General features: G+C 62.9%; 21 protein-coding genes. 10 read left to right on the plus strand and 11 right to left on the minus strand.

All coding sequences use genetic code 11. From position 1 onward, the window contains the following. Positions 1 to 19: 19 nt before the first annotated feature. Complete coding sequence (locus NKH16_RS00315) at positions 20 to 6,514, minus strand: apolipoprotein A-IV repeat region-like domain-containing protein (protein ID WP_352742603.1); 6,495 nt, start codon at positions 6,512 to 6,514, stop codon at positions 20 to 22. 285 nt (positions 6,515 to 6,799) lie between these two features. Here NKH16_RS00315 and NKH16_RS00320 point away from each other — a divergent pair, with 285 nt between their 5' ends. The 3 genes from NKH16_RS00320 (at position 6,800) to NKH16_RS00330 (ending at position 8,697) form a co-directional block, all read left to right on the plus strand. Beyond that, positions 6,800 to 7,168: an Hpt domain-containing protein gene (locus NKH16_RS00320; protein WP_292660938.1), complete on the plus strand. Its 369-nt coding sequence runs from the start codon at positions 6,800 to 6,802 to the stop codon at positions 7,166 to 7,168. Between the two features lie 97 nt (positions 7,169 to 7,265). Beyond that, positions 7,266 to 7,586 (plus strand): 2Fe-2S iron-sulfur cluster-binding protein, encoded by a 321-nt coding sequence (locus tag NKH16_RS00325; protein WP_023674833.1) that lies wholly within the window; start codon positions 7,266 to 7,268, stop codon positions 7,584 to 7,586. 82 nt (positions 7,587 to 7,668) lie between these two features. Next, entirely contained in the window at positions 7,669 to 8,697 is a 1,029-nt protein-coding gene (locus NKH16_RS00330; RefSeq protein WP_352448733.1) for an NAD(P)/FAD-dependent oxidoreductase, read from the plus strand. Positions 8,698 to 8,723: 26 nt separating this feature from the next. On the opposite strand, the gene NKH16_RS00335 is transcribed toward NKH16_RS00330, so the two are convergent. Next, complete coding sequence (locus tag NKH16_RS00335; protein ID WP_352455682.1) at positions 8,724 to 10,205, minus strand: MDR family MFS transporter; 1,482 nt, start codon at positions 10,203 to 10,205, stop codon at positions 8,724 to 8,726. A 201-nt stretch (positions 10,206 to 10,406) separates the two neighbouring features. Further along, positions 10,407 to 11,024, minus strand: coding sequence for a DUF922 domain-containing Zn-dependent protease (locus NKH16_RS00340; protein ID WP_352742606.1), 618 nt, complete (start codon positions 11,022 to 11,024; stop codon positions 10,407 to 10,409). 96 nt (positions 11,025 to 11,120) lie between these two features. On the opposite strand from NKH16_RS00340, the gene folP reads away from it, so the two are divergent. Genes folP through folK form a run of 3 tightly spaced genes read left to right on the plus strand, consistent with a single transcriptional unit; the run spans position 11,121 to position 12,838 of the window. Next, positions 11,121 to 11,966, plus strand: a complete 846-nt coding sequence (folP, locus tag NKH16_RS00345; RefSeq protein WP_352448736.1) for a dihydropteroate synthase — start codon at positions 11,121 to 11,123, stop codon at positions 11,964 to 11,966. Positions 11,967 to 11,970: 4 nt separating this feature from the next. Continuing rightward, complete coding sequence (gene folB, locus NKH16_RS00350; RefSeq protein WP_023674838.1) at positions 11,971 to 12,330, plus strand: dihydroneopterin aldolase; 360 nt, start codon at positions 11,971 to 11,973, stop codon at positions 12,328 to 12,330. Continuing rightward, positions 12,314 to 12,838 carry a 2-amino-4-hydroxy-6-hydroxymethyldihydropteridine diphosphokinase gene (gene folK / locus NKH16_RS00355; RefSeq protein ID WP_352448737.1) on the plus strand — a complete coding sequence of 175 codons (525 nt, stop codon included), beginning with the start codon at positions 12,314 to 12,316 and terminating at the stop codon, positions 12,836 to 12,838. Before folB ends, folK begins: the two co-directional genes overlap by 17 nt. 24 nt (positions 12,839 to 12,862) lie before the next feature. Here folK and NKH16_RS00360 read toward each other — a convergent pair whose 3' ends face one another. The 6 genes from NKH16_RS00360 to NKH16_RS00385 form a co-directional block, all read right to left on the minus strand. Then, positions 12,863 to 13,411: a DUF924 family protein gene (locus NKH16_RS00360; protein WP_352471797.1), complete on the minus strand. Its 549-nt coding sequence runs from the start codon at positions 13,409 to 13,411 to the stop codon at positions 12,863 to 12,865. A gap of 20 nt (positions 13,412 to 13,431) precedes the next feature. Beyond that, positions 13,432 to 15,267 (minus strand): monovalent cation:proton antiporter-2 (CPA2) family protein, encoded by a 1,836-nt coding sequence (locus NKH16_RS00365; protein WP_352875320.1) that lies wholly within the window; start codon positions 15,265 to 15,267, stop codon positions 13,432 to 13,434. 365 nt (positions 15,268 to 15,632) lie between these two features. Beyond that, on the minus strand, positions 15,633 to 16,187 hold the full coding sequence (locus NKH16_RS00370) for a hypothetical protein (protein WP_352742610.1): 555 nt from the start codon (positions 16,185 to 16,187) through the stop codon (positions 15,633 to 15,635). A gap of 87 nt (positions 16,188 to 16,274) precedes the next feature. After that, on the minus strand, positions 16,275 to 17,369 hold the full coding sequence (locus NKH16_RS00375) for a YcjF family protein (protein ID WP_352448741.1): 1,095 nt from the start codon (positions 17,367 to 17,369) through the stop codon (positions 16,275 to 16,277). After that, positions 17,366 to 18,844: a YcjX family GTP-binding protein gene (locus tag NKH16_RS00380; protein ID WP_352705766.1), complete on the minus strand. Its 1,479-nt coding sequence runs from the start codon at positions 18,842 to 18,844 to the stop codon at positions 17,366 to 17,368. The genes NKH16_RS00375 and NKH16_RS00380 overlap by 4 nt, the downstream gene beginning before the upstream one ends. Positions 18,845 to 18,906: 62 nt before the next feature. Next, the gene (locus NKH16_RS00385) at positions 18,907 to 19,410 is read right to left on the minus strand and encodes a SixA phosphatase family protein (RefSeq protein WP_352448743.1); all 504 of its coding nucleotides are present in this window, start codon (positions 19,408 to 19,410) and stop codon (positions 18,907 to 18,909) included. 260 nt (positions 19,411 to 19,670) lie between these two features. On the opposite strand from NKH16_RS00385, the gene dksA reads away from it, so the two are divergent. Then, entirely contained in the window at positions 19,671 to 20,087 is a 417-nt protein-coding gene (gene dksA, locus NKH16_RS00390) for an RNA polymerase-binding protein DksA (protein ID WP_023674847.1), read from the plus strand. 83 nt (positions 20,088 to 20,170) lie between these two features. Here dksA and NKH16_RS00395 read toward each other — a convergent pair whose 3' ends face one another. Next, complete coding sequence (locus NKH16_RS00395; RefSeq protein WP_352742615.1) at positions 20,171 to 20,923, minus strand: hypothetical protein; 753 nt, start codon at positions 20,921 to 20,923, stop codon at positions 20,171 to 20,173. A gap of 203 nt (positions 20,924 to 21,126) precedes the next feature. On the opposite strand from NKH16_RS00395, the gene cckA reads away from it, so the two are divergent. Then, positions 21,127 to 23,700: a cell cycle histidine kinase CckA gene (gene cckA / locus NKH16_RS00400; RefSeq protein WP_352742617.1), complete on the plus strand. Its 2,574-nt coding sequence runs from the start codon at positions 21,127 to 21,129 to the stop codon at positions 23,698 to 23,700. Positions 23,701 to 23,784: 84 nt separating this feature from the next. Further along, positions 23,785 to 24,495 (plus strand): purine-nucleoside phosphorylase, encoded by a 711-nt coding sequence (locus NKH16_RS00405; protein ID WP_352742619.1) that lies wholly within the window; start codon positions 23,785 to 23,787, stop codon positions 24,493 to 24,495. A gap of 46 nt (positions 24,496 to 24,541) precedes the next feature. Here NKH16_RS00405 and NKH16_RS00410 read toward each other — a convergent pair whose 3' ends face one another. Continuing rightward, a complete protein-coding gene (locus tag NKH16_RS00410) occupies positions 24,542 to 24,937 on the minus strand; it encodes a hypothetical protein (RefSeq protein ID WP_352742621.1) in 396 nt (131 codons plus the stop codon). Between the two features lie 301 nt (positions 24,938 to 25,238). Between NKH16_RS00410 and urtA the strand changes: the two genes are divergently transcribed. Continuing rightward, the gene (gene urtA / locus NKH16_RS00415; protein ID WP_352742623.1) at positions 25,239 to 26,549 is read left to right on the plus strand and encodes an urea ABC transporter substrate-binding protein; all 1,311 of its coding nucleotides are present in this window, start codon (positions 25,239 to 25,241) and stop codon (positions 26,547 to 26,549) included. The last annotated feature ends 52 nt before the right edge of the window (positions 26,550 to 26,601 follow it).

Consider the following 26,601-nt stretch of genomic DNA (forward strand, 5'->3'; position numbering starts at 1 on the left):
TTTGTTCTCTGTCGCCCGCTTAGTGCAGGCGGCCGCTGGCGTGGGCCAGCATGGTGTAGACCTTGCCGGTATCCGACGTCAGGTAGGTCTGTGCCATGATGTTGTCGCGGTCGTTGCGCGACACGTCCTTGAGCAGCTTTTCGAAATCGTCACAGTAACGATCGACAGCAGCGCGGAACTCCGCCTCCGACTGATATTTGCGGCGGATCTCGTCGAACGTCTGCTGGCCCTTCAGCGTGTAAAGTCGGCGCGTGAAGACGTCGCGCTCGCCGCGCCGGTAGCGGTTCCACAGCTCGATCGAGGCATCGTGATCGATGGCGCGTGCGATATCGACCGAGAGCGAGTTCAGCGATTCCACGACATGAAGCGGCGACCGCGCAGCGGGAGCCGGGCGCGGCGCTTCGGCAGGCGCTGCCGGCTTGGCGTCGTCTTCGCGTGATGCACCGGTCAGGAGGTCACGCACCCAACCGCCCTGCGGCGTGCGGCCGTTGGGGTCGCGCTGGCGCGGCGCTTGGTCTGCGGGACGTTCGAGGTCGAGCGTGCCGCGCAGCGCCGTCTCGCCCGAAGGCGCCTGCGGTGCACGGCGCTGTTCGGGAGCCGGAGCCGGGCGACGTGGCGGTTCGGCGGGGCGTGCGGCAGGCGCTTGCGGCGCCGGACGCAGGTTGCGCTGTTCCGAACTGTCGGCGCTGCGGCCAGATTTCGCAACGATTTCAGAAAGTTCCTTCAGCGCGTTGATCTGCTCTGAAACGGCACGGCGGATAGCCGTGGTTGATTCCTTTGCCTCTTCCGGCATCTCGATGACGCCTTTCTTAAGCTCGGCCCGGGTGAGGTCGAGCTCGCTCTTGATCGAGCCGGCGGTACGCCGCATCTCCTCGGTCGCATCGGCAAAGCGCTTGGTTGCCGAATCGACCACTTCGGAAATCGCGGTACGGATCTTGTCGGCGGATTCCAGCGTCTTGCCTTCGGCGTTCTGCAGCGTCTGGCCGACCAGATTCTCGAACGAGCGCATGACCCTTTCGAGATCTTCCGATTTCTTGACAAGACCGACGGCAAGGTCCTCCAGCGACGATTGCCTTTCGAGCGTGTGCTCAAGATTGCTCTGGGCCGAGCTCAACAGGTCCGAGGCACTGGAAAGCAACCGGCTGTGCTCGTCGAACTTGGTGGCGATTGAAGCAACCTCGCGCAAGGTCGACGACGACAGCTCGGTGAGCCGCGTCGTGTTCGAATCGACCAGACGCGCCGAACTGGCGAAGGTCTGCGCGGTCTTTTCCGTGGTCGCCGCGAAGCTTTGCGTGCTCCCGGTCAGGCGTTCGTCGACCTGGCCGAGATTGGTCGCCGCCTGCTCGATCAACTGACCGAGCTGCGAGCTGGAGGTGGTCATGCGGCCGATGAGGTCGGCAACGCTGTCGGCAAGCGTCGAGCGCGCGCCTTCGACGGCCGACAGGGTTTCGGCCGTACGGCTGGCGAGGGCGTCGACGAGGGCGGCGTTTTGAGTGCGCAGCTTCTCGGTCGCACGTTCGGTGACCTCTTCCATGCTCTTTTGCAGCTCGGAGCCGCCCTGGGCGAAGCGCTCGACCAGAGGCCGTGCCGTCTCGTCCAGGATTTTCGATATTTCGGCCGAACGTGCCGCAAGCATCGTATTGAGCTCGCGAGTATTGGCACCGATGGTCTTTGCAGCGTCATTGGTGCTCTGGCCGATATGCTGGCCGACCGCGGTGAAGGTTTCGGCGATCGAGTTGGCGCGCGAGACCAGTTGCGCCTCGGCACCCGAGACTTGTTCGTTGAGCTTTTGGCCCATTGTCTCGGCGGAGTAGGCGAGGCGGTTCTCGACGGTGGCGACCTGCTCCTCGACGCGGGCCGCAGTGGCGGCAGCACTCGATGCCAGGCGTTCGTCGGCACCGGCAAGCAGCTGCTCGATTTCACGGGCATGGACGGCGAGTTCCTGGCCAGTCTGCCTGGCGCGTTCGGCAACCCGCTGCTCGGTGCTGGTGAAGGCACCGACAATGGTGTCGGCATGTTCGCCGATTGCGGTGCTGCTGTCAGCGATACGGGCCACCAGGCGATGATCGGCCTCCTCGAAGATGCGGCCGATCTCGGACGCACGGGCCGAAAGTGCTTCAGAGCCTTCGGCAATGCGCGAAATAAGTTGCTGGTCGGCGGCATCGAAAATGCGACCGAGATCCGACGCACGTGCCGCGAGCGCTTCGGCGGATTCGCCGATGCGCACGCCCAGCCGCTCGTCGGCTGTTTCGAAATTGCGCAGGATGTCGCCGGCACGCGCAGCCAGCGACTGGGCCGTTTCGATGGCGCGAGAGACCAGCCTGTGGTCCGCCGCGTCGAAGGTACCGGCAATCTCACTTGCCCGGGCTGCCAGCTGATCGGCCGTTTCCTGGGCACGCGCGAACAAGGTGTTCGACGTGTCGTCGACGCGGGCAATCAGTGCGCTCGACGTATCCTCGGCGCGGGCGGCGAGGCGACGATCCGCCTCCTCGAAGGTGCGGGCGATGTCCTCCGCCCTGGCGAGCAGGGCGGCCGAGGTCTGCTCGGCGCGCTCGGCGATCTTGCGGTCGGCATCGCTGAATGCCGCGCCCGCCTGCTCATGCAGCGCGCTGGTAACTTCCATGACCTTCTCGCGCAGCGCGCCGGCGACGAAGACCGCGCTTCTTTCGAGCACACTGCGCACGTTGTCGACACCCGTCGACAGCGCCCGCTCCATTGTGCTGGCGCGCTCTTCAATGATGCCTGTCTGCCGGCTGAACGCCTGCTCGATCTTTTCTACGTCCGCAGCGATCGCATCGGAGATGTCGGTGCTCCTGGCGGCGATCTGGTCGATATGGCCGGACAGCGAACGGTCGACATCCTTGCGCGTTTCGGCGAGCCTGGAGAGATCGTCCTGCAATGCGCGGGTCAGCACGTCGCGGCCCTCGCTCAGCTTGCCGACATGACCGGCGACGATCTCGTCGACTTCGCTGCGGCTCATTGCAAGCCTCTCCAGATCGGCTTCCAACGCGCGCCTGAGTATGTCGCGGCCTTCCGCCAGTTTCTCAACCTGGCCGGCAACCAGCCCATCGATGCTCGAGCGGCTTTCGGCCAGCTTGGCGAGATCGTCCTCGAGCGCCTTCGACAGGGTCGAGCGGTCCTGGACGAGCTTCTCTGCGTGGGTTGCGACAAGGCTGTTGACGTTGCCGAGATCGGCTTCCAGCGCACGCGAAAACTGCGCGCGATTATCGGTCAATAGCTGCGACTGATCGGCGATGGCGCCCCTGATCGTGCTGAGATCGGCCTCCAAGGCGCGCTTGAGGATGTCGCGGCCTTCGGCCAGCTTCTCGACCTGGCCGGAAACCAGTCCGTCGATGCTCGAGCGGCTTTCGGCCAGCTTGGCAAGATCGTCTTCCAGCGCGCGCTTGAGGATGTCGCGACCCTCGGCCAGCTTCTCGACCTGGCCGGAAACCAGTCCGTCGATGCTCGATCGGCTTTCGGCCAGCTTGGCAAGATCGTCTTCCAAGGCGCGCTTGAGGATGTCGCGACCCTCGGCGAGCTTCTCGACCTGGCCGGCGACCAGCCCGTCGATGCTCGAACGGCTCTCTGCCAGCCTGGCAAGATCGTCCTCGAGCGCTTTCGACAGGGCCGAACGGTCTTCGGCAAGCTTGTTCATATGTTCGGAGACAACGCCCCGCACGGTCTCGAGATCGGTCTCCAGTGCCCGCGACAGCTGACCGCGATCCTCGGCCAGCTTCTCGGATTGACTGGCGATAATGCCCTTGACGGTGCTCAGATCGGCTTCGAGCGCACGCTTGAGGATGTCGCGGCCCTCTGCCAGCTTTTCGACCTGGCCGGCAACCATCACATCGATGCTCGAGCGGCTTTCGGCCAACTTGGCGAGATCGTCTTCGAGCGCCTTCGAAAGGGTTGAACGGTCTTCGGCGAGCTTGTTCATGTGATCGGAGACAACGCCCCGCACAGCCTGCAGGTCGCTCTCCAGTGCCCGCGACAACTGGCCACGGTCTTCCGCCAGCTTTTCGGACTGGCCGGCGATGACGCCCTTGATAGCGTTCAGGTCCGATTCCAGCGCGCGCTTGAGGATGTCGCGGCCTTCGGCCAGCTTCTCGACCTGGCCGGCAACCAGCCCATCGATGCTCGACCGACTTTCGGCCAGCTTGGCAAGATCGTCTTCAAGCGTCTTCGAAAGCAGGCTGCGATCATCGGCGAGCCTGCCCGAATGATCGGCGATCAGGCTCCTGAGGTCGGACAGGTCGTTATCGAGTGACTGGGAAAGCCCACTGCGGTCTTGCGCCAATTTCGCCGAATGGGCCTCGATGAGGCCATTGATGCCGGCAATGTCGGCTTCCAGCGCACTGGCGAGTATGGCGCGGCCCTCGGCGATCTTTTCGACTTGACCGGCGACGAGGCCGTCGATGCTGGCGCGACTCTCTGCCAGTTTGCCGAGGTCGGCCTCGAGCGCGCGCGAAAGGATGCTGCGGCCTTCGGCGAGCTTGCCGACATGCCCGGCAACCATTTCATCAATTATCGTGCGGGCTTGCACGAGTTTTCCAGAGTCTTCGTTCAAGGCCTGGGCAAGCCTGTTGCGACCCTCTTCAAGGCTTTCGAGATGGCTGCCCAGCGAAGCGTCGATCGCTGCGCGCGATTCGTTGACCTTGCGCAGATCCTCTTCAAGGGCGCGCGAGATCAGGCCGCGGCCTTCGGCTAGCTTCTGCACCTGGTTAGCCACCGCTGCGTCGATTTCGGCGCGACCTTCGGCGAACTTCGCCAGATCGGCCTGCATTGCCGCCGCCATCCGGTCGCGGCTTTCGGAAAGCTTGCGGCTGTGGTTCTCGACGGCTTCCTCGATGCCGGCGCGAGCATCGGCAAGCCGCTCGATGTCCGTATCGAACGAACGCGATACGACATGGCGCGCCGCTTCCATGCGCCCGGCGAAATCGCCGGCGCGGGCTTCAAGCATGGTCGAGGTCGATGAAATGATGTCGGCCATGTCGGCGCCGATCTGGGTCTTGCCCTGATCGATCATCGCCGACAGCGTCTCCTTGCTATCCTGGAAGGTGTGGGCGATTTCGCGGGCGCGCTCGACCAGCGTCTCGTTGATCTGGCGTGCGCGAGCCTCCAGCGCGGCGTTGAGCTTCTGCGTGCCGGTGTCGAGCGCCTCGGCGCGGGTCTGGAACTCGCTGATCAGCGCCTGGCCACGTTCGGCAAGCGTCCGCTCGATGCCGTTGAGGCTGGCTTCGAATTCCGAATTGAGTGTGCGGGCGGCACCGCCGAGCAGCGACACCATGCCGCTCGTGCGGTCGTCGAGCAGGTCGGTCAGTGACCGCGTCAGGCCATCGGTGGTGTCCGTCAGCTTGGCGATCCGGGTGTCGAGCAGGCTGGCGAAGGCCTCGCCCGACGTCGACAGCCGATCGGTGATCGATTCGAGCCGGCCTTCCACCGAATCGAAGATCGACATCGAGCTTCCGTTGATCCTGTCGATCAGCGTGTCGCCGGATTCGTTGATCGTCATCGACAGCTTGGTCGAGGCGTTGAGAATGCTGTCGCGAATGATATCGCTGGCGGCGTTGATCTCGTCTTTCAGTGTCTCGTGGGCGCCGGTGATCGAGGCGCGCACGCGCTCGGCATGGGTGACGACCGCTTCGCGCTCGCTGCCCAGCCCGTCGACCAGCGAGCGGATGCGGGACTCGTTCTCTGAATAGGAGCGCTCGATCTGGTTCACCTCGCTGTGGACCAGCGTTTCGAGCTCGACGGCACGCGCAAGCGTGCGTTCGATGCCTTCGCCCATGGCTGCCACCTCGCGGCGAACCGCTTGGCCGATCATCATGACGCGATCCTGGGCAAGATTTTCCGGCTCGGCCAGACGGAAGGCCACCTCGGTCATCGACTGCGCGGCAAGGCGCATCTCCTGAGCGCGGCGAATCATCACTGCGAATGCCCAGAACAGGATGACGGGCACGATTGCCGCGACCGCCAGGCCGATCAGCTCCGGACGAGCGAAAAACTGATCGAAGGTGCGGATGTTCCAGATGCCAGGTCCGAACAACAGGTTCGCAAGGCCGCCAGCGCCGGCGATCCAGGCCAGCGAAACGAAAGCCACGACCCAGTAGATCGTGTTCGAGGCGCGCCGATTGAGGGTGTGCAGGAGCGTCTTATAGTCTTTTTGACGATCGTCGTTGGCCGGCGAGAAAGCTGCCGGCTGCGAGCCATTGCGCGTTGCGACAGGACGCAACTCAGCCGGCTTGGCCTTTGGCGCGGGATTTGCGATCTGGCTTTGATTGGCGGCAGGTGCCGCGTTCTGGGTCTGGTCCGGGGCAGGCGCTTCGTTCTGGCTGCGACCTTCGCGCGCCAGCTCGTCGGCGGCTTGCGATATTTGCGCTTCGAGATCTTCCATGGATGCAGCCATGTCGAAGTCGCCGCCGGCATCGCCGCTCAGATCGATATCAAGTGCCTTTTCAAGTTCCCTGGCTACGTCGCTGTCGAGCGTTCTTGTCGTCGTTGGTTTCTTCGCCATGCCTTCGCTACCCTGTACAAGCTGCCGCGGGACTTATGGTTCTGCTTATTGATTCTGCCTAGCGTGTCCCGCGCAGGAGGCTGAAAATGGACCTGTCGTATCGTAATGACACAGCCGGGTAAAGAAAACATGCATTCCGCCCGATACGTAAAACTTTAAATATAAGGTTAACACAGCCGTGATTCCGGCGCCGTTATCGCGACATTTTTCCGGGCCAATCATTAACCCGTTGTCCACCGGATACGCCTAGTTTTTGCGGCGGTCGAAGAACGGAGTCTCAAAGTGATACGTGGCGAAAACGGCATTGCCTTCTCGATGCCCGGCGGCGACGTGTCGGGGACAGCCGGGGCGCGGCCGATCGACCTGGCGCATCTTGCGCGCCAGACGATGGGCGATCGGAGCCTCGAGCAGGAGGTGCTGGCTCTGTTCGTGCAGCAGGCGCTGTCGGTGCGCGACAAGATCGTCGATGCGGATGTCAGGCAGCGGCTGCTATTGGCACACGGGCTCAAAGGCTCGGCGCGCGGGGTCGGCGCCTTCGCCATTGCCGATTGCGCCAGCGCGATCGAATGCCGGCCCGAAGACGCCAGCACGCTGAAGCGGCTTGGCTCGCTGATCGAAGAAGTGCGCGACTTCGTCGCCGCCATCAGCCGGTAGCGCTTATTCCCAAAACGCCACACAGCGGCGCTTTGGCGCCGCAGTTGACTTGTCCGGCAGAGTGATTATGTCGGCTCAGACTCCCTTCAGGTGACAAATGACCAAGCTGACCTTCATCGCCCATGACGGCACGCATTTTGACGTGGATGCCGAAAACGGCTCGACCGTCATGGAAAATGCGATCCGCAATGCGGTGCCGGGAATAGAAGCGGAATGCGGCGGCGCCTGCGCCTGCGCGACCTGCCATGTTTATGTCGACGAAGCCTGGACGGCGGAGGTCGGCGAGCCGGAAGCCATGGAAGAGGACATGCTGGATTTCGCCTACGAGGTCCAGCCGAACTCGCGGCTGTCATGCCAGATCAAGGTGCGCGACGCCCTCGACGGGCTGGTCGTGCGTGTGCCGGCCCGCCAGGGCTGAAGCCGATTTTTGCGGCTGCCGCTTGGCAGCGGACCAATGGTCATGCAGTGTCGCGCCGTTTTCCCATAAAGGCGCATGCTTCATGACCGCTATCACCAAGACGGACGTACTCATTGTCGGGGCAGGGCCTATCGGCCTGTTTGCCGTATTCGAGCTCGGCCTCTTCGACATGAAGTGCCATCTGATCGACATACTCGACCGGCCCGGCGGGCAATGCGCCGAACTCTACCCGGAAAAGCCGATCTACGACATTCCGGCTTGGCCCTCGATCTCGGCGCAAGGCCTGGTCGACAAGCTGCTTGAGCAGATCGCGCCGTTCAAGCCCGAATTCACCTATAGCCGCATGGTTTCGAGCCTGGAAAGGCTGGACGACGGCAGCTTCCGCGTCATTACCGACGAAAACGAGGTGTTCGAAACCAAAATTGTGGTGATTGCCGCCGGCGGCGGTTCGTTCCAGCCGAAGCGGCCGCCGATTCCAGGCATCGAACCCTATGAAGGCAAGAGCGTGTTCTACTCGGTGCGCCGGATGGAGGACTTTCGCGGCCATGACCTCGTCATCGTCGGCGGCGGCGATTCGGCGCTCGATTGGACGCTGAACCTGCAGCCGGTCGCCAAGAGCGTGACGCTGGTGCACCGGCGGCCCGAATTCCGCGCAGCGCCCGACAGTGTCAACAAGATGTATGCCATGCAGGAGATGAAGCAGCTGGAATTCCAGGTTGGACAGGTGACTGGCCTGACCGGCAGCGACGGCCAGCTAGTCTCGGCCACGATCAAGGGGCCGGAGGGCGATGTCGAAGTGCCGTGCACGCGGATGCTGCCGTTCTTCGGCCTGACGATGAAGCTCGGCCCAATCGCCGAATGGGGGCTCAACCTCCACGAGAACCTGATCCCGGTCGACACCGAAAAATTCCAGACGTCGGTTCCCGGCATCTTCGCCGTCGGCGACATCAACTGGTACCCCGGCAAGCTGAAGCTGATCCTGTCGGGCTTCCACGAGGTCGCCTTGATGGCGCAGGCAGCCAAGCGCATCATCAGCCCCGGCGAGCGCATCGTATTCCAGTATACGACCTCGTCGACCAGCCTGCACAAGAAGCTCGGCGTGGTCGACTGAAGCTCGCCGGATTTCGCCGGACAGGTCTATTCGGCCAGGGTTGGGGCCACAGCCTCGGCATGGCCGCGAAGCGTTTTCTCCGGCATCAGCCAGAGCGTGATGAGCGACAACAGCAAGATCGCGGCCGCGGCAAGAAAGATCATCACGAACGGCATGGCCGAGGCGATATGGCCGGCCGGCTGCGTGCCTTCGCTGGCCAGCGGCAGCCCGTAACCAAGGGCGACGGCACCGAGCATAGCGACGCCAAGCGCGCTGCCCAGCGAGCGGAGGAAGGTGAGAACGCCGGTCGCCACGCCAAGGTGCATACGATCGACGGCGTTCTGGACCGAGACGGTGGCAACCGGAAAGGTCGTGCCTGTGCCCAGGCCTACGCAGGTCGTCAACACCTCGACGAGCAACAGTGAGGCATGCCCGGCGACCAGGCTGAGCACGCCGAGGCACAGGATCGAGAAAACAGTTCCGATCATGGCAATGCGTTTATAGTGAAAAAAGCGCGGGATCATTCGCGCGCTGAAGGTCGCACCGGCCACCGTGCCGAGCATCAGCCCAAGCAACGCGGTGCCCGATTGACTGACTGACAGGCCGACGACCGACTGCAGGTAGACCGGCAGATAGACCGACAAGCCGACATTGGCGGCCTGCAGCAGGAACATCGACAATGTGCCGGCGAGAACGATCGGATTGCCGAGCACTTCGAGCGAGATCAGCGGTTCGGCCGCGCGCATGAGTCGCAGCGCGAACGCGCTCCAGAACACCGCCGAGCAGGCGAGCAGTCCAAGGATTTCAGGCGACAGCCACGGATACTCGCTGCCGCCCCAGTTCAAGGCAAGCAGCAGCAGCGAGGTGGCCGCGACCAGAAGCAGCGCGCCGAGGCCGTCGATGCGGTGATGTTTTGCGGCGATCGGCAGCTTCTTGAGCGGGTTGTTGATGATCGCCATGGCCAGCAGGCCCAGCGGAATGTTGATCCAGAAGATCAGCGACCAATGCAGATGTTCGGCGAAGGTGCCGCCGAGCAGCGGCCCGGCGATGCTGGCGACGGCCCATGTGCCCGAGATCCAGGCGGCGTATCGGGCCCGCTCGCGCGGCGGCACGAGGTCGCCGATCACGGTCTGCGTCAGGGCGAACAGACCACCGCCGCCGGCGCCCTGGATCGCCCGGCCGACAACCAGGACCAGCATGTTGGGGGCCGTGGCGCTGACCAGCGAACCGGCGAGAAAGATCAGGATTGCAGCATAGACGGTCGGCCGGCGACCATAAATATCGGAGATCTTGCCGTAGAGCGGCGCCACGGCGGTCGCGGTCAGAAGATAGCCGGTCACGATCCATGGCAGATATTCGGCATGCCCGAGCAGACGTGCCATCGTCGGCATCGCCGGCGCGACGATGGTCTGGTCGAGCGCCGCCAGCAGCATCGACAAAAGCACGCCGCCGATGATGGCGTTTTTCTCGGTTTCGGTCAGCGGCGCGCTGGTTTCCACCATCGTTTGCTTGTCGACAGCCTGGTCCATATCCGTTCATCCATTATGCCTGCGTGCACGTCCGCGACGGGCTGGGAAGCATCTAGTACGCCGATTGGCGTTTGCCGGAGGCTGATCCCTGCGAACCTGGCATATGTCGTTCGCTATAGGCCGATTTCGACAGCGGCTCGAAAGTTTTCCGAAGCTGGCACTATGTTTCGGCAAAATTGGCTTTGTCCGACGACGCGGAGTTCAGCCGGGAGCGAGCCGGCCGTTCTCAATGCGCTCGATGCGATAGTGCAAAAGCCGCAGGATGCGGCTTTGGAAATTGGCGCTTTCGACGCGATCGAAGCGCATCTGGTCCTGGTCGTGTTTGGCAAGCATGGCCGCAGTGATTTTTGCGGCTTGGGCCTTTGCCAGTTCGCAGGTCTTTTCCGGGTAGCTCGCCTTCAAGGCGTCTTCTAGTTCGCGGCCGTGGTTCTTGGCAATCTCGACGTGGCGTTCCTCATGGCGCTTGATGTCGGCGGACAACGTATCCCAGAACAGCCTGACGCCGGCATCGGCTTTGCGCGGGCGGCGCCACTCAGGAAGGATGACCTTGACCTTGACGGTGACGACAGCGTCGGCAATCCAGCACGAGCCCGGCTTTTGCGCATAGCTGACGCGGGTGGTGAACGCCATCTGGGTAGCTCCCGGATGCCGCGACCCGGTGCTTTTCACCTGAGGCCCGAGTTTCGACAGCTGGGTCTCGATGTCGTCGAGCGTCCTGCCGCCGATCGGGAAATAACTATATGTCTTGACGAGAGTTGCAGCGCCGGCCGGGAATGCGGTCAGAGCGAGCATCAGGGCGCAAAGGAGGGATCGTTTCATCGTGTTGCCTCTTTCCCCACCTTGCTTTACCGCCGTCCTCGGCGCAACGGAATTGATCCCCCGCCACGCCGCGGGATCGAACATGGTTGATGGGCAATGATGACAGGGCGATGGCAGTTGGCGCACGGACGCCATCTCGACCTTGACGGCAAGGCCGTGATCGTCGGCATCCTCAACATCACGCCGGACAGTTTTTCCGACGGCGGCCTGTTCGATGCGCCGGAAAAAGCAGTGGCCCAGGCGCGCCGCATGGTCGAGGAGGGGGCCTCCGTCATCGACATCGGCGGAGAATCGACACGTCCCGGGGCGTCTGCGGTCTCCGCAAAGGAAGAGCAGGCTCGCATATTGCCGGTCATCGAGGCGCTCGCGACGTCTGGCGGAACGCTGATCTCGGTCGATACCTATCGCGAGGATACGGCCCGGCTTGCCGTCCAAGCCGGCGCGCATATCGTCAATGACGTCTGGGGCCTGCAGCGCGAACCGGGCATTGCCCGCGTCGCGGCCGAAACCGGCGCTGGCCTTGTCGTCATGCACACGGGACGGGACCGGCAGAAACTGCCCGACGTGATTGCCGATCAGCTCTTCTTCCTCAGGAAGTCGCTGGAAATCGCGCGGCGGAGCGGTGTTGCCGACGATCATATCGTGCTCGATCCGGGCTTCGGCTTCGCCAAGGAGACGGCCGCGGAAAATCTTGACCTGATGGCACGGTTTTCCGAACTTCATGCGCTGGGTTTTCCACTGATGGCCGGCACATCGCGAAAGCGCTTTATCGGCACAGTCACCGGCCGCGACGCAGCCGCAAGAGGCGCCGGGACCGCGGCCACCAGCGTCATCCTGAGGCTCAAAGGCGCGCATCTCTTTCGCGTCCACGATGTCGCAATCAACGTGGATGCGCTGGCCATCGCCGATGCTATGCTGGCACGTGAGATCGGGGAAAGCTGAGCCAATGTATGTCATCCGCATGAAGAACTGCGCCTTCTTTGCCCGGCACGGTGTGCTGGACGAAGAAGAGACGCTCGGCCAGCGCTTTTATGTCGATGCGGCACTCACGGTGGATCCCGGGCGGGCGCTGGTCGAGGATTCCATCGAGGACACCGTCAATTACGGCATCGCCTTTGCGGTCATCGAGAAGATCATTACCGGCGAACGGCGCTTTCTGATCGAAGCGCTGGCGCTCGAAGTGGCGAGGGCGCTGACGGCGCGGTTTCCGCAGATCAAAAAGGCCGAGATCACCGTGCGCAAGCCGAACGCCCCGGTGCCGGGTGTGCTCGATCATGTCGAGGTGACCGTTGTCTGGCCAGAATAGTAACAACAACAACACCGTCTATCTCAGCCTTGGCGGCAATCTCGGTGATCCGGCGACGTCGATGGCTGCGGCACTGGGCATTCTGGATGCCAACGAGAGAACGCGCGTCGTTGCCGTTTCGTCGCTCTACCGCACGCCGCCCTGGGGCAAGCTCGATCAGCCGGATTTCCTCAATGCTGCGGCCGAAATCTCGACCGCGCTCGCGCCACGGGCTTTGCTCGACCTTTGCCTCGACGCCGAGCGAAAACTGAAGCGGGTGCGCGAGGAGCGCTGGGGTCCACGCCTGATCGATATCGACATTCTGGTGTTCGGCGACCGCATCATCCACGAGACCGGACTGGAGGTGCCGCATCCGCGCATGCTGGAGCGCGCCTTCGTGCTGGCGCCGCTGGCAGAAATTGCGCCGGAGCTTGTGGTCGACGGCAAGAGCGTATCGGAGCGGCTGGCCGCCGTCGACACATCGGGCATTGAACGGCTGCCGTCAGGCCGGGATTGGTGGAAAACCTGACGCTGCCGCCATCGGTGCCTGAAATCAGCCGGAGAACCCACCTCCGTCGAGGAACATTTGTTCGTCCGGTGTCGTCTCGCGGCCAAGCATCCTGTTTCGATGCGGAAAGCGGCCGAAGCGCTGGATGATGTCGCGATGCTCGATCGCATATTTCAGATAGATCGGGGCTTTGGCGGCGGTAAGCTCTACCGATTTGAGCTGATCGGCGAGGTCCTCCGAATGCTCATAGGGCAGATAGAGAAAAACGCGGAGCTCTTCGTCGAGTGCCAAGTCATGGCCGGCAGCGATCGCTTTCCCGGCGAAATGCCGCGCCAGCGGGTCCGTGGCGTACATGTGGCCGGTGGCGCGAAAGCAGTTTCGCGGAAACTGGTCGAGCAGGATCATCAGTGCCAGCGACCCTTCGGCGTGTTCGGACCAGCCGTCGCATTCGCGGCGGGCGGCGGCAAAGTGCAGATCGAGAAACCGGGTGCGGAAGTCGGCATCAAAGGCGTCGTTCTTCTCGAACCACGCGTCCTCCCCGGCGTCGCGCCAGAATCTGGTGATGGAGACAGCGCGGTCGTCCAGTTCGTTCATCATTCGCGTCTTTCCAACGTTTAATCGGCCGGTTCGGATTTCTGCAGCACGCCGGCGGTCTCCTCGTTGAGCGCCTGGCCCACGCGCCGTGGCGTGCTGAGCGGCGTCGGGATGGGGGTGCCGATATTGCCTTTGAGGAAGCGCCGCCCGGCGCGGATGCCTTCTGCCTGTTGAAGTTCGAAACGGGCAGCATCGCGGCGGCGGACGTCCTCGACTACTTCGGCGACCTCTTCCGGATCGACGCCGAGAGCTTCCAGTGTCGAGCCGCCGAAGACAAGCGCCGATTCGAACGTCTCGCGGAGCTGATAGTCGACGCCGGCACGAATGAGCTGCAACGCCGTGCCGCGGTCGAAAGCCCGCGCCAGCACTGTCAGCAACGGAAACTCCGCCTTGATGAGCTCGGCGATGCGCACGGCGGCATCGGGCTTGTCAACGCAGATCAGCACGGCGCGTGCGCGCCCGGCTCCCGCGGCACGCAGGATGTCCAGCCGCGTGCCGTCGCCGTAATAGACCTTGAAGCCGAAATCGGCCGCCGCCTGGATCATCTCGACCTCATTGTCGATGATCGACACATCAATCCCGCGCAACAAAAGCGGCTGGCTGGCGATCTGGCCGAACCGGCCAAAGCCGATGATCAGCACGCTGCCGGTCAGGCCTTCGGCGACATCGACGCCTTCAAGCGACTGCTCGTCGCGTGGCGTCAGATACCGCAATGCTATGATCGCTAAGGGCGTCAGCACCATGGAAATGATGACGATGGCGGTCAGCATCGCATTGGCCTGGCTATCGATGATACCGACAGCCGCCGCTGCGGAATAGAGGACGAAGGCGAATTCGCCGCCTTGCGCCATGAAGACCGCGCGCTCGAGCGCTTCCCGGTGGCCGGTTTTGAGAATGCGGGCGACGATATAGATGCCGATCGCCTTCATCATCATGTAGGCGACGACATAGATGGCAATGAGCTGCCAGTTGACGACGACCACATGCAGGTCGAGCGACATGCCGACGGCGAGGAAGAACAGTCCGAGCAGAATGCCGCGGAATGGTTCGATGTCGGCCTCCAGCTGATGGCGGAAGGTCGATTCCGACAAAAGCACGCCGGCCAGGAAGGCGCCCATGGCCATCGACAGGCCGGAAAGCTGCATGGCGAGCGCCGACCCAAGCACGACCAGAAGGGCGGCTGCGGTCATCACCTCACGGGCGCGCGCATCCGCCAGGATACGGAAGAACGGATTGAGCAGATAGCGTCCTGCAAGCACCAGCCCGACGATCGCGGCAAGGCCGATGCCGACCTCCGTCAACCGATCCGACAGGCTCATATCGGCGCCGCCCGGCGCGAGGAAGGCGATCAGCGCCAGCAGCGGCACGATGGCCAGGTCTTCCAAAAGCAGGACCGAAACGATGCGCTGGCCCTTGGGCGTGGCCAGTTCGCCGCGTTCTTCCAGCAATTGCATGACGATTGCCGTCGAGGTGAGCACGAAACCGGCGCCGGCGACGAAGGATTGCGCGATAGGAAAACCTCCCGCCAGCCCGACGCCGGTCAGCAGGACCGCGCAGACGCCGACCTGCAGCGCGCCAAGCCCGAAAATCTCGCGGCGCATGCCCCATAGCCGTGACGGCTGCATCTCCAGCCCGATGATGAACAGAAACATGACGACGCCGAGTTCGGCGACATGAAGAATGGCTTCCGATTCGGAAAAGATGCGCAGCCCGAACGGACCGATCACGACGCCGGCCGTCAAATAGCCGAGGATGGAGCCAAGTCTGATGCGCCTGAAGATCGGCACCGCAACGACGCCGGCGGCGAGCAGCGCCACCACCTGGATCAGATCGCTGTTCGATGCTTCTGCCGCCATGCCTGCCGTTCCGCTCTCTTGCAACAAGCGGCCAAGATAGGGGCTACGGGGCGGATCGAACAGTGCGAATCCGGCGCGTTGTGAAGGCGATATTGCAGGCGCACTGAATAGGATAATGGGCTCCCGGGCGTTGCTTGTTCCAGCAATCCGGCGCTAAGGACGCCCGGCTTCGGCCAGTGAAGGGCGAGCGACGATCAAGTCGCGGCCCTTTCAGGCGGTGACAACCAAGTATCAGGGCGGCACGACAGCAGCCGAGGCCTGCAAGGCCTATGACGAGGTGACTGCCGCGATCAAAGCCTGAGCGCCCAGTTGCATGTCAAAGAGGGCGGCGCCGTTTGGCTGCCGCCTTTTTTCATGCCGGGGGCTCAGTTCGGAGAGATGGAGCCAACTTCTACCGCATCGACCCGCTTCAACTTCATGCCGATGACCGGGACCAGCTGCTGGTCGACGCGCACGGCAACGGTCACCGTCATTGAATTGTCGTCGGGGACAAGCGCCTGCATAACGCCGCGCAACTGATTGCGATTGATGGTGAAAACCACCTTGTGCGCATCGACGACATTGCCGCCGATAATGTCGAGGCCGGAGCCGGCGGCCCCGCCCATAAAGCTGCCCTTGTAGCCCTGCCGGCCCTTGTGTTCGATCGTTGCCGACATCTGCTGGGTGAACATGCCTACCCGGCAGCCGCCGTCGAGCGACATGCCGACCTTGCCGTCAGGCGTCGAGCCGATGAAGCTGCAGGTGAACTTTGTGCCCTTGTATTTGCCGGCAACGATTTCCCCGGGGCCGACCCATTTGCCTTCGACCGACCGAAAGAACTGCTTGTCCGGTTCCGCCGCCGAGGTCTTTCCGGCAATGCCGACGGTTGCGACAAGCGCGAGCGCCACGGGCAGCCCGCTGGACAGAATAACGCTTTTCATCGACGACACCCGGCAACAAAGAGACTGGTTTGGACGCTTCCGACCATGGACAAGATTGGTTAATGCTTTGTCACCCCAAGGCAATAGTCATGTTCCGGAAGCGGATGTTTCTTTTTCTTTCTTTGCTGCAAAGGAGGTCAGCGCGGAGAGGAAATCGCCCAATCCGGGGCGCCTGACCGCGTAAAAGGGCAGGGGCCTTGCGGTTTCCATCGCTGCAATGCCGATGCGCGCAGTCATCATGCCGTTGACGACGCCTTCGCCGAGCTTGGCCGAGAGCCGGGCGGCAAGGCCGTGGCCGACGATCTGCTGGACGAAACTGTCGCCGACGGCGATCGACCCGGTGACCGCGAGATGGGCCAGAACGCTGCGCGCCAGGCGAAAAAAGCCAAGCGTGCCGGGGCGGCCGCCATAAAGCTCCGATAGCCGGCGAATCAACCGGCCGGCTTCGAACACGACATAAGCGACGTCGACCAGCGCGCGGGGGCTGACCGCGGTCACCAGGGAGACGCGCTTCGCCGCTTCGAGGATCATCACCCTGGCGCGGGCATCGAGCGGGCCGAGTATCTCGGTCTCGGCCAGCCGCACCAGATTGCCGCCGTCAATGATCTCGCCGCGCAATTCGGCCAGCGAGCGCCTGCCGGCCGCGGTTTCAGGCTTGGCCGAGACAAAGACCGACAACTCGTCGACCACGGCGCGGGCGGCCTTCGGATCGTCACGGGCAATCGCATCGAGCGCCCGCTTCTGCAACTTTTCGACCTCGGCAAGGCGGGCAATCGCCATGAATTCGCGCACGAGGATGATCAGAAGCGCCAGGATGGCGATCGCGGCCATAGCGGCAGCCAGCCAGCCCAGCCACTCGGCGCGCTCGAACAGGTCGCGAATCAGCTGGTCGGTCCAGAGGCCGACGGCGAGCGAAACCAGAACGCCCAGCGCGCCGAAGAACAGGCTGCCAAGCGGCGAACGTTTTCGCGGCGCAATCGCCGGCGGCGGTTCGGCAGCGACGATATCAGGCTCGTCGAAGACGTCGATCTCCGCCGGTGTGACCACGGCAAGATCCGCCGTCACGGTACGCGGCTTTCGCGCCGGCGCGGCCTCGGACGCAGCATGGTGAGCCGTCGAATCTTCCTTCTGCTGGGGCTCCGGCTCTATGCGAAAGGCCGCCGGTCTGCGGGGCGCACTCATGCGAGATGATCTCCGATCAGGAACTGCAGCGCGCGGTCGAGCCTGATATGCGGCAGCGACAGCGTCACACCCTCGGCGGTGCGCTCGAGTTTCGGCGGGCGAAAGCGCACGAAGCGGATCGCGGGGTCGTCATTGTTCTGCGGGCGGGTCGATTCGGAAACGTCGAACACCGCATCAACTTTCTCCGGCAAGTCACCGGGAAATATGGCTGTTTCGGTCTTTCCGTCAAAGGTTTTGCCATCGATTTTTTCGCCGCGCAATGGCGTGCCGATAATGACCGGCAAAGTCTCGCGGCCCTGCTTGACCGTGCCTTCCCGGGTCGCGCGCATGGCAGCCATAGCGACGACGTCGACGTCGGCGCCGGTGAAATTCGCCCGCGCCACGGCTCGGTCGGCTAGCCGCCGCACGATCGCCTGCAGCCGGTCGTGGCTTTCGTGGTGCAGATGGTCGGCCTTGGTCGCGGCCACCAATATGCGGTCGATACGCCTCGAAAACAGGTCGGTCAGGAAGTTGCCCCGGCCGGGCCGGAAACAGGACAGGATTTCGGTGACCGCGCGCTCCAGATCGGCCATCGCACCGGGGCCGGCATTCAATGCCTGCAATGCGTCGATGAGCACGATCTGGCGGTCGAGACGCGTGATGTGTTCGCGAAAGAACGGCTTGACGACATGCGTCTTGTAAGCCTCGTAGCGCCGCTCCATCATAGCCTGCAGCGATCCCGAGCGGGCGCGCCGGCCGCCCAGATTCGGCAGCGGCGCGAAGGTGAGAGCGGGCGAGCCTTCAAGATCGCCGGGCATCAGGAAGCGGCCGGGCGGCAGGGTCGAAAGCGCCCGCTCGTCAAGTTTGCAGGCCTTGAGATAGGCGGCGAAGCTCTCGGCGAGACGGCGCGCCGTCATCTCGTCGGCGTCGGCGTTGGGGTCGACGGAGGCGGAGAGCGCCTGCCATTCCCGCGAAAGATCGACACGCACCGGCAACACGGCCATCTCGAAGGCCTCACGCGAAAAATCGGCGTAGGACTTGCCGAGCAGCGGCAGGTCGAGCAGCCATTCGCCGGGATAATCGACGATGTCGACCGACAATTTGCCGGCGGAAAACATGCGGCTCCAGCCAGAGGCCGATTCGTATTCGATGGTCAGCCTCAGTTCGGAAATCGCACGCGTCGAATCCGGCCAGACGCGGTCGTCGACAAGAGCCGCGATGTGATCCTCGTACTGGAAGCGTGGTACGGCGTCGTCCGGCTGCTCTTCGAGAAAAGCGCGGGCGATGCGCCCCGATTTTTGTGCCTCAAACAGCGGCAAGCGTCCGCCATGGACCAGATTGTGCACAAGGGCCGAGATGAACACCGTCTTGCCGGCGCGAGACAGCCCGGTCACGCCAAGACGCAGTGACGGAGCGAAAAGCCCGGCAGCGCGGCCTGACAACGTATCCAAGGCAATCTTCGCCTCGTCGGTAAAAGTCGTCAGCGATGATGCCAAATCTGTTCTCGCGGGCCGGTCAGGATCCGATATAGGCTTTGATGCGCGGCTTTGAAATGGCCTCAGATATCGGCAGGCGTCAGGAAGGCTTCGAGATAGCCGGTGCCTGGCGCAGCCTCGGCAAGTCTGCCGTTGAACCGGACCACCGCAAGTGCGGAGGTCGGGAAGCCGTGGTTCAGCATGGCCCGCGCGGTCTCGTCGCCGTCGCCTGAGAGCGCCATGGCGAGATCCTCAATCATCGGATTGTGGCCGATGACGAGCAAGGCATCCAGCCCGCCATTCTGCCGGATGGCAGTGAGGTATGCGGCGGCATCGTCGCTGTAGAGGGTGTCACAGAACAGCACCCGGCCCGTGTCCGTATGGCCAGCCAAGCTTTCCAGCGTCTGGCGGGCGCGCCTGGCGCTTGAGCAAAGGGTGAGGGCCGGTGCATATTTGCGCGAACGCATCAGCACGCCCATCGCTTCGGCATCGGCGAAGCCGGATGGATCGAGCGGGCGGTCGAAGTCAGCCACGCCAGGCAGCGCCCAGCCGGCCTTCGCATGCCTCAGGAGGTAAAGTCTGATCACCGGGTCCCCGTTGTGCCGGGCACCGAACCCGTCAGCACGCCGCAGGATTTGCCATCAGAAGAGCTCCGTGCGCAATGGCAAGCACCCCTCAAGCATAGCGAATCATGTACGGATTCGGTCGTATTCTTCGCAAAAAGGGCATCGCCGATGCTGGTTTGTCCGAGACTAACAATTGCGTGAAACTGTTGTCGATTGACCTTGTGCAGCTTTCGGTCCGCGAATATATAGGCGCCAAATTTGGGGTTTGTTGGGTGAGTCGAATGAACGACATCGTTACCGCCGATTACGTGCCCTCCGAAGACGAGCCGTTCATGAACGAGCGGCAGAAATCCTACTTTCGCATGAAGCTCGTCACCTGGAAGAACGACATCTTGCGCGAAGCGCGCGAAACTCTCGAAATCCTGCAGCAGGAAAACGCCAACCACCCCGACCTCGCCGATCGCGCCTCCTCCGAAACCGACCGCGCCATCGAACTTCGCGCCCGCGATCGCCAGCGAAAACTCATCTCCAAGATCGATTCGGCCCTCCAGCGCCTTGACGAAGGCACTTACGGTTATTGCGAGGAGACGGGCGAGCCGATCGCGCTGAAGCGGCTCGACGCGCGCCCGATCGCCACCTTGTCGATCGAGGCACAGGAGCGCCATGAGCGGCGCGAGAAGGTCTACCGCGACGACTGAGTCGCCGGGAAAAACAGCGGCATCGGTAAAGCGTTCACAATGGCCGGTTTTCCGGCCATTTTCATTGGCCGTTCGCTATCGGCCTATCTTTTCTGATTGGACAACTCGCCGAGGAGCTTCGTCATCTCGTCGTCGAGAGAGGGCGATGCCTTCGCCACCGGCTTGCTCGGCGTTTGGCTGAAGCGTGGCTCGTCGAGGGAAACCTCCAGCTCCTTCATCAGCGCATCGTCAATCGACTCGTGCTGTGCCGGCGGCTCGTATCTTGCCGGGGAGTCCTGTCTTGCCGGCGGCTGCGCATGCCGCGAGGCATTGGCGTTGACGGATCCATAACTTGGCAACGGTGTGACGTTCGATGCCGGTTTCGGCGCCGGCGCCGGCATTGTTGCCGGCATCGTCGCCGTCTGGCGGGCTTGGACAGGGGTCGCGGTTACGCTTGCCGGCTGCGGTGGCGCTTGCCTCACCGGCGCGGCTGTGGTCGAAGCAGACCTTGCTGCCGGCTGGTGGCCGTTGTCTCCGGTCAATGCCGGGCGCCGCAACGCCGAGAGCCTGATGTCGCGCTCGACGACGACGTCGGTCGGACCACCGATCAAGAGCAGGTGCTCGATATCGTCACGGCGCACCAGCACCAGCCGCCGGTGACTGTCGACCGCTGTGGCATCCATGACAGCCAGCCGCGTCTTGCGGTTCCTGCCGCCGGCGACGAATGTCCCGAACGTCAGGCTGCGGATCAGCCTGATGATAAGAAGAATGATGAGCAGAAGGACAAGTACTGCAAACGTCCATAGGATTGCTGCGGCATAACCAGGACCCGCCACGCCATCCAGCCATTGCAGCATTGGTTCCCCCAAAATCAGCTTTCGAAGAGAAGCGACACTAGACTGTTGCGGCAGGCCACCGCAAGTTGCCTTTCACGCTTCGTGAACAGCTTGAAACGCCGGGAGCCGAACGGCGTCATTTTTAGCGGACATCTGCAGCCGGGCCTTTTCCCAACCCTGAGAATATGATTCAACCGACACCGGAATTCACGAGCAGGGGGCACATGGCCAAGGAAGCGCGCGGCGATTTCTATCCGGTACCTATCGTCGACCAGAACACGCGACCGGGAGCGGTCACCCGGCTCATCGTCTTCATCGTCGTCCTGACTGGGGCAGCGATCGTCTTCGGCCTTTTCCGCGAGCGCCTTGGCGATCCATTCCTGCTTGGCATGCTTGGCGTGCTGGCGATGATCGGCGTCGGCTTTCTATTCGCCACTGCGATCGGCTTCGTGCACATCACGCCGCGCTCGACAAGCGACGAACTGTCGAAAGCTTTCGTCGATTCGATGTCGCAAGGTCTCCTGGTCACCGACACCAAAGGCCGTATCATCTACGCCAACCGGACCTATGCCGATATGACGGGTGCCGAGTCGGCCGCCGACCTCAAGACCGTCGAAGGTTTGCTTTCAGACGTTCCCGAGGCCTCGGTGACCATATACCGGCTGGCGTCCGGCCTGCGGGACGGCCAGCCGGGCGACGGCGAGTTTCGGCTCGCGCAGTCCATTCGGCCAGGCGCCGAACCGGGCGCGCGCTGGTACCGCGTTCGGGCCCGCGCCTTCAGCGTTCCCGGCCAGCGGCTGCCCATGCTTGCCTGGCAGCTTGCCGATATCTCGCGGGAACGGGCCGAGCAGGAGCGGTTCTTTCTCGACCTCCAAAAGGCGATCGATCACCTCGACCATGCGCCGGCCGGTTTCTTTTCGGCCGACCAGGAAGGCCGCGTCACCTATATCAACGCGACTCTTGCGGAGTGGCTGGGCATCGACCTGGCCAGCTTCACTCCCGGCGCCATCACGCTGCCGGAGATCGTCGCCGGGGACGGCATGGCGCTGGTCCGTTCGGTCAAGGCCGACGCTGGTACCACGCGCAATGCCGTTATCGACCTCGATCTGACGACGATGACCGGCGAGGCGCTGCCGGTGCGCTTCATGCATCGTGTCTCGGCCAGCCGAGAGGGTCTCAACGGCCCGACTCGCACCATCGTGCTCAACCGGACGCAAGGCGAGGACGCTTCGGCCGACCTCCGCGCATCGGAAATACGCTTCACGCGGTTCTTCAACTCGACGCCGATGGCGATAGCCGGCGTCGACCATGCCGGCCGCATCCTGCGCACCAATGCGCCATTCCTGTCGCTGTTTTCCTCGGTCGTCGACCGCGACGCGGTCGATCGGCGTGTGCGGCTGGATACGGTGATCCACGAGCGCGACCGGCCGGCTTTCGCCGCGGCCTTTGAAAAGGCACGCCAGCAACAGGCTGACATCGAGCCGATCGATACGGTGCTGCCCGGCAATGAGGAGCGCCACATACGCTTCTACGTCAACGCGGTCGCAGACGGTACCGGTGGCGAGGGCGCCGAGGAATCGGCCATCGTCTATGCCGTGGAGACTACTGAGCAAAAGGCCCTCGAGGGCCAGATGGCGCAGAGCCAGAAGATGCAGGCGGTCGGCCAACTCGCCGGCGGCATCGCGCATGATTTCAACAATGTGCTGACCGCCATCATCATGGCCTCGGACCTGCTGTTGACCAACCACCGGCCGTCCGATCCGTCATTCCCGGACATCATGAACATCAAGCAGAATGCCAACCGGGCGGCCTCGCTGGTGCGGCAGTTGCTGGCCTTCTCGCGCAAGCAGACGCTGCGGCCGGAGGTGCTCAACCTGACCGACGTGCTCGCCGATCTCAGAATGCTGCTTGCCCGGCTGGTCGGCAACGATATCAAGCTCAAGATCGACCATGGCCGCGACCTGTGGCCGGTCAGGGTCGATATCGGGCAGTTCGAGCAAGTGGTGGTCAATCTGGTGGTCAATGCGCGCGATGCGATGCCGGCCGGCGGCGACCTCACGGTGCGCACCCGCAACGTCAGCGCCGGAGAGTGCAAGACCTTTTCCTACCGCGAACTTACTCCGGCCGACTATGTGCTGGTCGAGGTCGAGGACAGCGGCAGCGGCATCGCGCCTGATGTGCTGAAAAAGATCTTCGAGCCCTTCTTCACGACAAAGGAGGTTGGCAAGGGAACCGGACTCGGCCTGTCCATGGTCTATGGCATCATCAAGCAGACAGGCGGCTTCATCTTCTGCGATTCCGAAGTCGGCAAGGGATCCGTGTTCCGCATCTTCCTGCCGCGGCACATTGCGGAGGCAAGGAAGGCGGGCGAGGCTGGAGAAGTGCCGGCCGCCCCCGCCAAGATCGCCGACTCAGCCAAGGATCTGTCGGGCTCGGCCACGGTGCTGCTGGTCGAGGACGAGGACGCCGTGCGCATGGGCGGCATGCGGGCGCTGAAATCGCGCGGCTACACCGTCCACGAGGCGTCGTCGGGCGTCGAGGCGCTTGAAGTCTACGAAGCGCTCGGCGGCAAGGTCGACGTCGTGGTGTCGGACGTGGTGATGCCGGAAATGGACGGCCCGACGCTGCTTGGCGAATTGCGCAAACGGCAGCCCGACATCAAGTTCATCTTCGTGTCCGGCTATGCCGAAGACGCGTTCGCCAAGAACTTGCCGGCCGACGCGCATTTCGGCTTCTTGCCGAAGCCGTTTTCGCTCAAGCAATTGGCCACGATCGTAAAGGACATGCTGGAATCCTGACCGCTTCCAACGCTCCGCTTGCGCAATGTCGTGAGACTGCCATGATTGCAGGCGAAACGGGCGACGGGTTTTGGAAAGCATGCCGTGACGCCACACAACGAGGCTAGCAAAGGCGACTACGCAAGCACGGTGCTGCTGCCGGGCGACCCGCAGCGCGCTGAATGGATGGCGGAGACCTTTCTGGAAGCGCCGCGCTGCGTCAACCGCCGCCGCGGCGCGCTCGGCTTTACCGGGTTGTTTCGCGGCAAGCCTGTCAGCGTCCAGTCCACCGGCATCGGCGTCCCGTCATTCCTGGTCTACGTGCACGAGCTGCTGGATTTCTACGGTGCGAAAACGTTGATCCGCACCGGCACCTGCGGTGGCCTGACCGCCGAGACGGCGCTGCGCAGCCTGGTGATCGCACAATCGGTGCGTGGCGAAAATGCGGAGAGCGGCCAGGTTTTTGGGCTCTATCGTGCCGATGCCGGCCCCGATCCGGCATTTTTGGCCCAGGCGTTGGCCCGGGCTGCGGAACTCGGCATCGACCATCGGGCCGGGCTGACGATCTGCAGCGACATTTTTTATCATCCGCTGGGGCGCGAACGCTTTGCCGAAGCACAGGCACAGGGGGCGCTCGCCGTGGATATGGAAACCAGCGCACTCTACCGCATTGCGGCCGATTTCGGCGCCCGGGCGCTGTCGATCCTGACCGTCGTCGACAATGTGGCAACCGGCGAGCAGACCGACTATTCCGAACGCCAGGGCCTTTTCACCGATATGACCCGGCTGGCGCTCGACATGGCGGCGGAGAGCTAGGCGGCTTCTACTTCGGAGTAGGGAAGCTCGCCAGGTTCCGTACTTTTCAACGCTTCGTGCAGGTCGAGGCGGTAAAGGCGCCGTCTGGCTGCTTCATGATGATGTCGAAGGACGGGGTGGTTCCGCTTTCCAGCGTCGCTTGCGTAAGCGAGATCGAGTTGCCACCGCTGGTGTAGCCGCCCAGCGGACCCAGCCAGGTAATCACCCCGTCTGCATCCATCTGGTAGTTATAACTCTGCGGCGCGGTGCCGAAGCTAACCGGACCGCCATAGACGTTTCCCTTGATGGTAATGTCGCCGAGGCTGAGGAACATGCCCAGCAGATAGACTTCGCAATGATAGGAGCCGTCCGGCAGCTTGCCGTCGCTGAAGCCGGTGCGCGCTACGGTCGTCGTCGCCAGCAGAAGCATGGTGATGAAAATGCAAGACGTTCGGAAGGCCATGGCGTCGCTCGTTTAAGGGTTCGAACTTGCCCCATTTCGCTGCGGCGCTGCAATCCTCGCCAGTGCTCATATGATGCTGCTCAAAATTCGGGCATTTGCCTGTATATGAGTAAAACTTAGGCTGATACGAGTGATCTTTTCTCATTTCAAACCTGGCAGGCGAGGTTCATCTCCTGCGGCTAATACATTAACCGACTGACAGGGCTGGGAAATCTCAAACCCTCCGATCTTTCGCCGGTGATTGGCACAGCCGTTGCATGGTCTGTTCCGATGCAGTTAACCAGCTTGGGAGTTTAAAAGTATGAGGGGCAGTTTCTCGACAATAACAAAAATGTTTTCGGCCGGCGTGGTCACCGCCGGCCTGCTGATGAGCGTTCCCGCCAAGGCGGCCGACGACACCATCAAGGTCGGCATCCTCCATTCGCTGTCGGGAACCATGGCGATCTCGGAGACGACGCTGAAGGACGCCATGCTGATGCTCATCGAAGAGCAGAATGCCAAGGGTGGCCTGCTCGGCAAGACGCTCGAGGCGGTGGTCGTCGATCCGGCTTCCAACTGGCCGCTGTTCGCCGAAAAGGCGCGCGAGCTGATCTCCAAGGACAAGGTCGCGGCGGTGTTCGGCTGCTGGACCTCGGTGTCGCGCAAATCGGTGCTGCCGGTGTTCAGCGAACTCGACAACATCCTTTTCTATCCCGTCCAGTATGAGGGCGAGGAGAGCGAACGCAACGTGTTCTACACCGGTGCGGCGCCGAACCAGCAAGCCATTCCCGCGGTCGACTATCTGATGAGCGAGGACGGCGGTTCGGTGAAGCGCTGGGTTCTCGAAGGCACCGACTACGTCTACCCGCGCACCACTAACAAAATCCTCGAGGCCTATCTGAAGGCCAAGGGCGTCGCTGCGGAAGACATCATGGTCAACTACACGCCGTTCGGCTTCTCCGACTGGCAGACCGAAGTTTCGGCGATCAAGAAGTTCGGCTCGGCCGGCAAGAAGACCGCCGTGGTCTCGACCGTCAATGGCGACGCCAACGTGCCGTTCTACAAGGAGCTCGGCAACCAGGGCATCAAGGCCGAGGACATCCCGGTCATGGCCTTCTCGGTCGGCGAGGAAGAGCTTGCCGGTCTGGACACTGCGCCGCTGGTCGGCCATCTCGCCGCCTGGAACTATTTCGAGAGCGTCGACACGCCCGAGAACGCGAAGTTCATCGCCGACTGGCACAAATTCATCAAGAACGACAAGCGCACCACCAACGACCCGATGGAAGCCCATTATATCGGCTTCAACATGTGGGTGAAGGCGGTCGAGAAGGCCGGCACCACCGATCCGGACAAGGTAATCGACGCCATGGTCGGCGTCTCGGTGCCGAACCTGACCGGCGGTTATTCGACGATGATGCCGAACCATCACATTACCAAGCCGGTGCTGATCGGCGAAATCCAGGCCGACGGCCAGTTCGAAACCGTTTCGCAGACGCCCGGCCTGGTGATGGGCGACGAGTGGTCCGACTATCTGCCTGACTCCAAGGACCTGATCTCCGATTGGCGCGCGCCTCTGTCCTGCGGCAACTTCAACGTTGCCACCGGCAAATGCGGCGGCAAGGGAACCAACTGATCCTCCCGGTCTGTCCTCCCAGACCCGCAAGCCTCCGGGCAGGCTCCTCCTC

The organism is Mesorhizobium sp. M1307, assembly GCF_040318155.1.
Taxonomy (GTDB): Bacteria; Pseudomonadota; Alphaproteobacteria; order Rhizobiales; family Rhizobiaceae; genus Mesorhizobium.

What these genes read in the sequence shown, in the direction of transcription:
- NKH16_RS00370 (WP_352742610.1), bottom strand. Translation starts at nt 16,187, where the DNA reads ATGAAAAGCGTTATTCTGTCCAGCGGGCTGCCCGTGGCGCTCGCGCTT.
- NKH16_RS00330 (WP_352448733.1), top strand. Translation starts at nt 7,669, where the DNA reads ATGACCGCTATCACCAAGACGGACGTACTCATTGTCGGGGCAGGGCCT.
- folB (WP_023674838.1), top strand. Translation starts at nt 11,971, where the DNA reads ATGTATGTCATCCGCATGAAGAACTGCGCCTTCTTTGCCCGGCACGGT.
- NKH16_RS00315 (WP_352742603.1), bottom strand. Translation starts at nt 6,514, where the DNA reads ATGGCGAAGAAACCAACGACGACAAGAACGCTCGACAGCGACGTAGCC.
- NKH16_RS00360 (WP_352471797.1), bottom strand. Translation starts at nt 13,411, where the DNA reads ATGAACGAACTGGACGACCGCGCTGTCTCCATCACCAGATTCTGGCGC.
- dksA (WP_023674847.1), top strand. Translation starts at nt 19,671, where the DNA reads ATGAACGACATCGTTACCGCCGATTACGTGCCCTCCGAAGACGAGCCG.
- folP (WP_352448736.1), top strand. Translation starts at nt 11,121, where the DNA reads ATGATGACAGGGCGATGGCAGTTGGCGCACGGACGCCATCTCGACCTT.
- NKH16_RS00325 (WP_023674833.1), top strand. Translation starts at nt 7,266, where the DNA reads ATGACCAAGCTGACCTTCATCGCCCATGACGGCACGCATTTTGACGTG.
- NKH16_RS00335 (WP_352455682.1), bottom strand. Translation starts at nt 10,205, where the DNA reads ATGGACCAGGCTGTCGACAAGCAAACGATGGTGGAAACCAGCGCGCCG.
- NKH16_RS00395 (WP_352742615.1), bottom strand. Translation starts at nt 20,923, where the DNA reads ATGCTGCAATGGCTGGATGGCGTGGCGGGTCCTGGTTATGCCGCAGCA.
- NKH16_RS00365 (WP_352875320.1), bottom strand. Translation starts at nt 15,267, where the DNA reads ATGGCGGCAGAAGCATCGAACAGCGATCTGATCCAGGTGGTGGCGCTG.
- NKH16_RS00340 (WP_352742606.1), bottom strand. Translation starts at nt 11,024, where the DNA reads ATGAAACGATCCCTCCTTTGCGCCCTGATGCTCGCTCTGACCGCATTC.
- NKH16_RS00410 (WP_352742621.1), bottom strand. Translation starts at nt 24,937, where the DNA reads ATGGCCTTCCGAACGTCTTGCATTTTCATCACCATGCTTCTGCTGGCG.
- NKH16_RS00375 (WP_352448741.1), bottom strand. Translation starts at nt 17,369, where the DNA reads ATGAGTGCGCCCCGCAGACCGGCGGCCTTTCGCATAGAGCCGGAGCCC.
- cckA (WP_352742617.1), top strand. Translation starts at nt 21,127, where the DNA reads ATGGCCAAGGAAGCGCGCGGCGATTTCTATCCGGTACCTATCGTCGAC.
- urtA (WP_352742623.1), top strand. Translation starts at nt 25,239, where the DNA reads ATGAGGGGCAGTTTCTCGACAATAACAAAAATGTTTTCGGCCGGCGTG.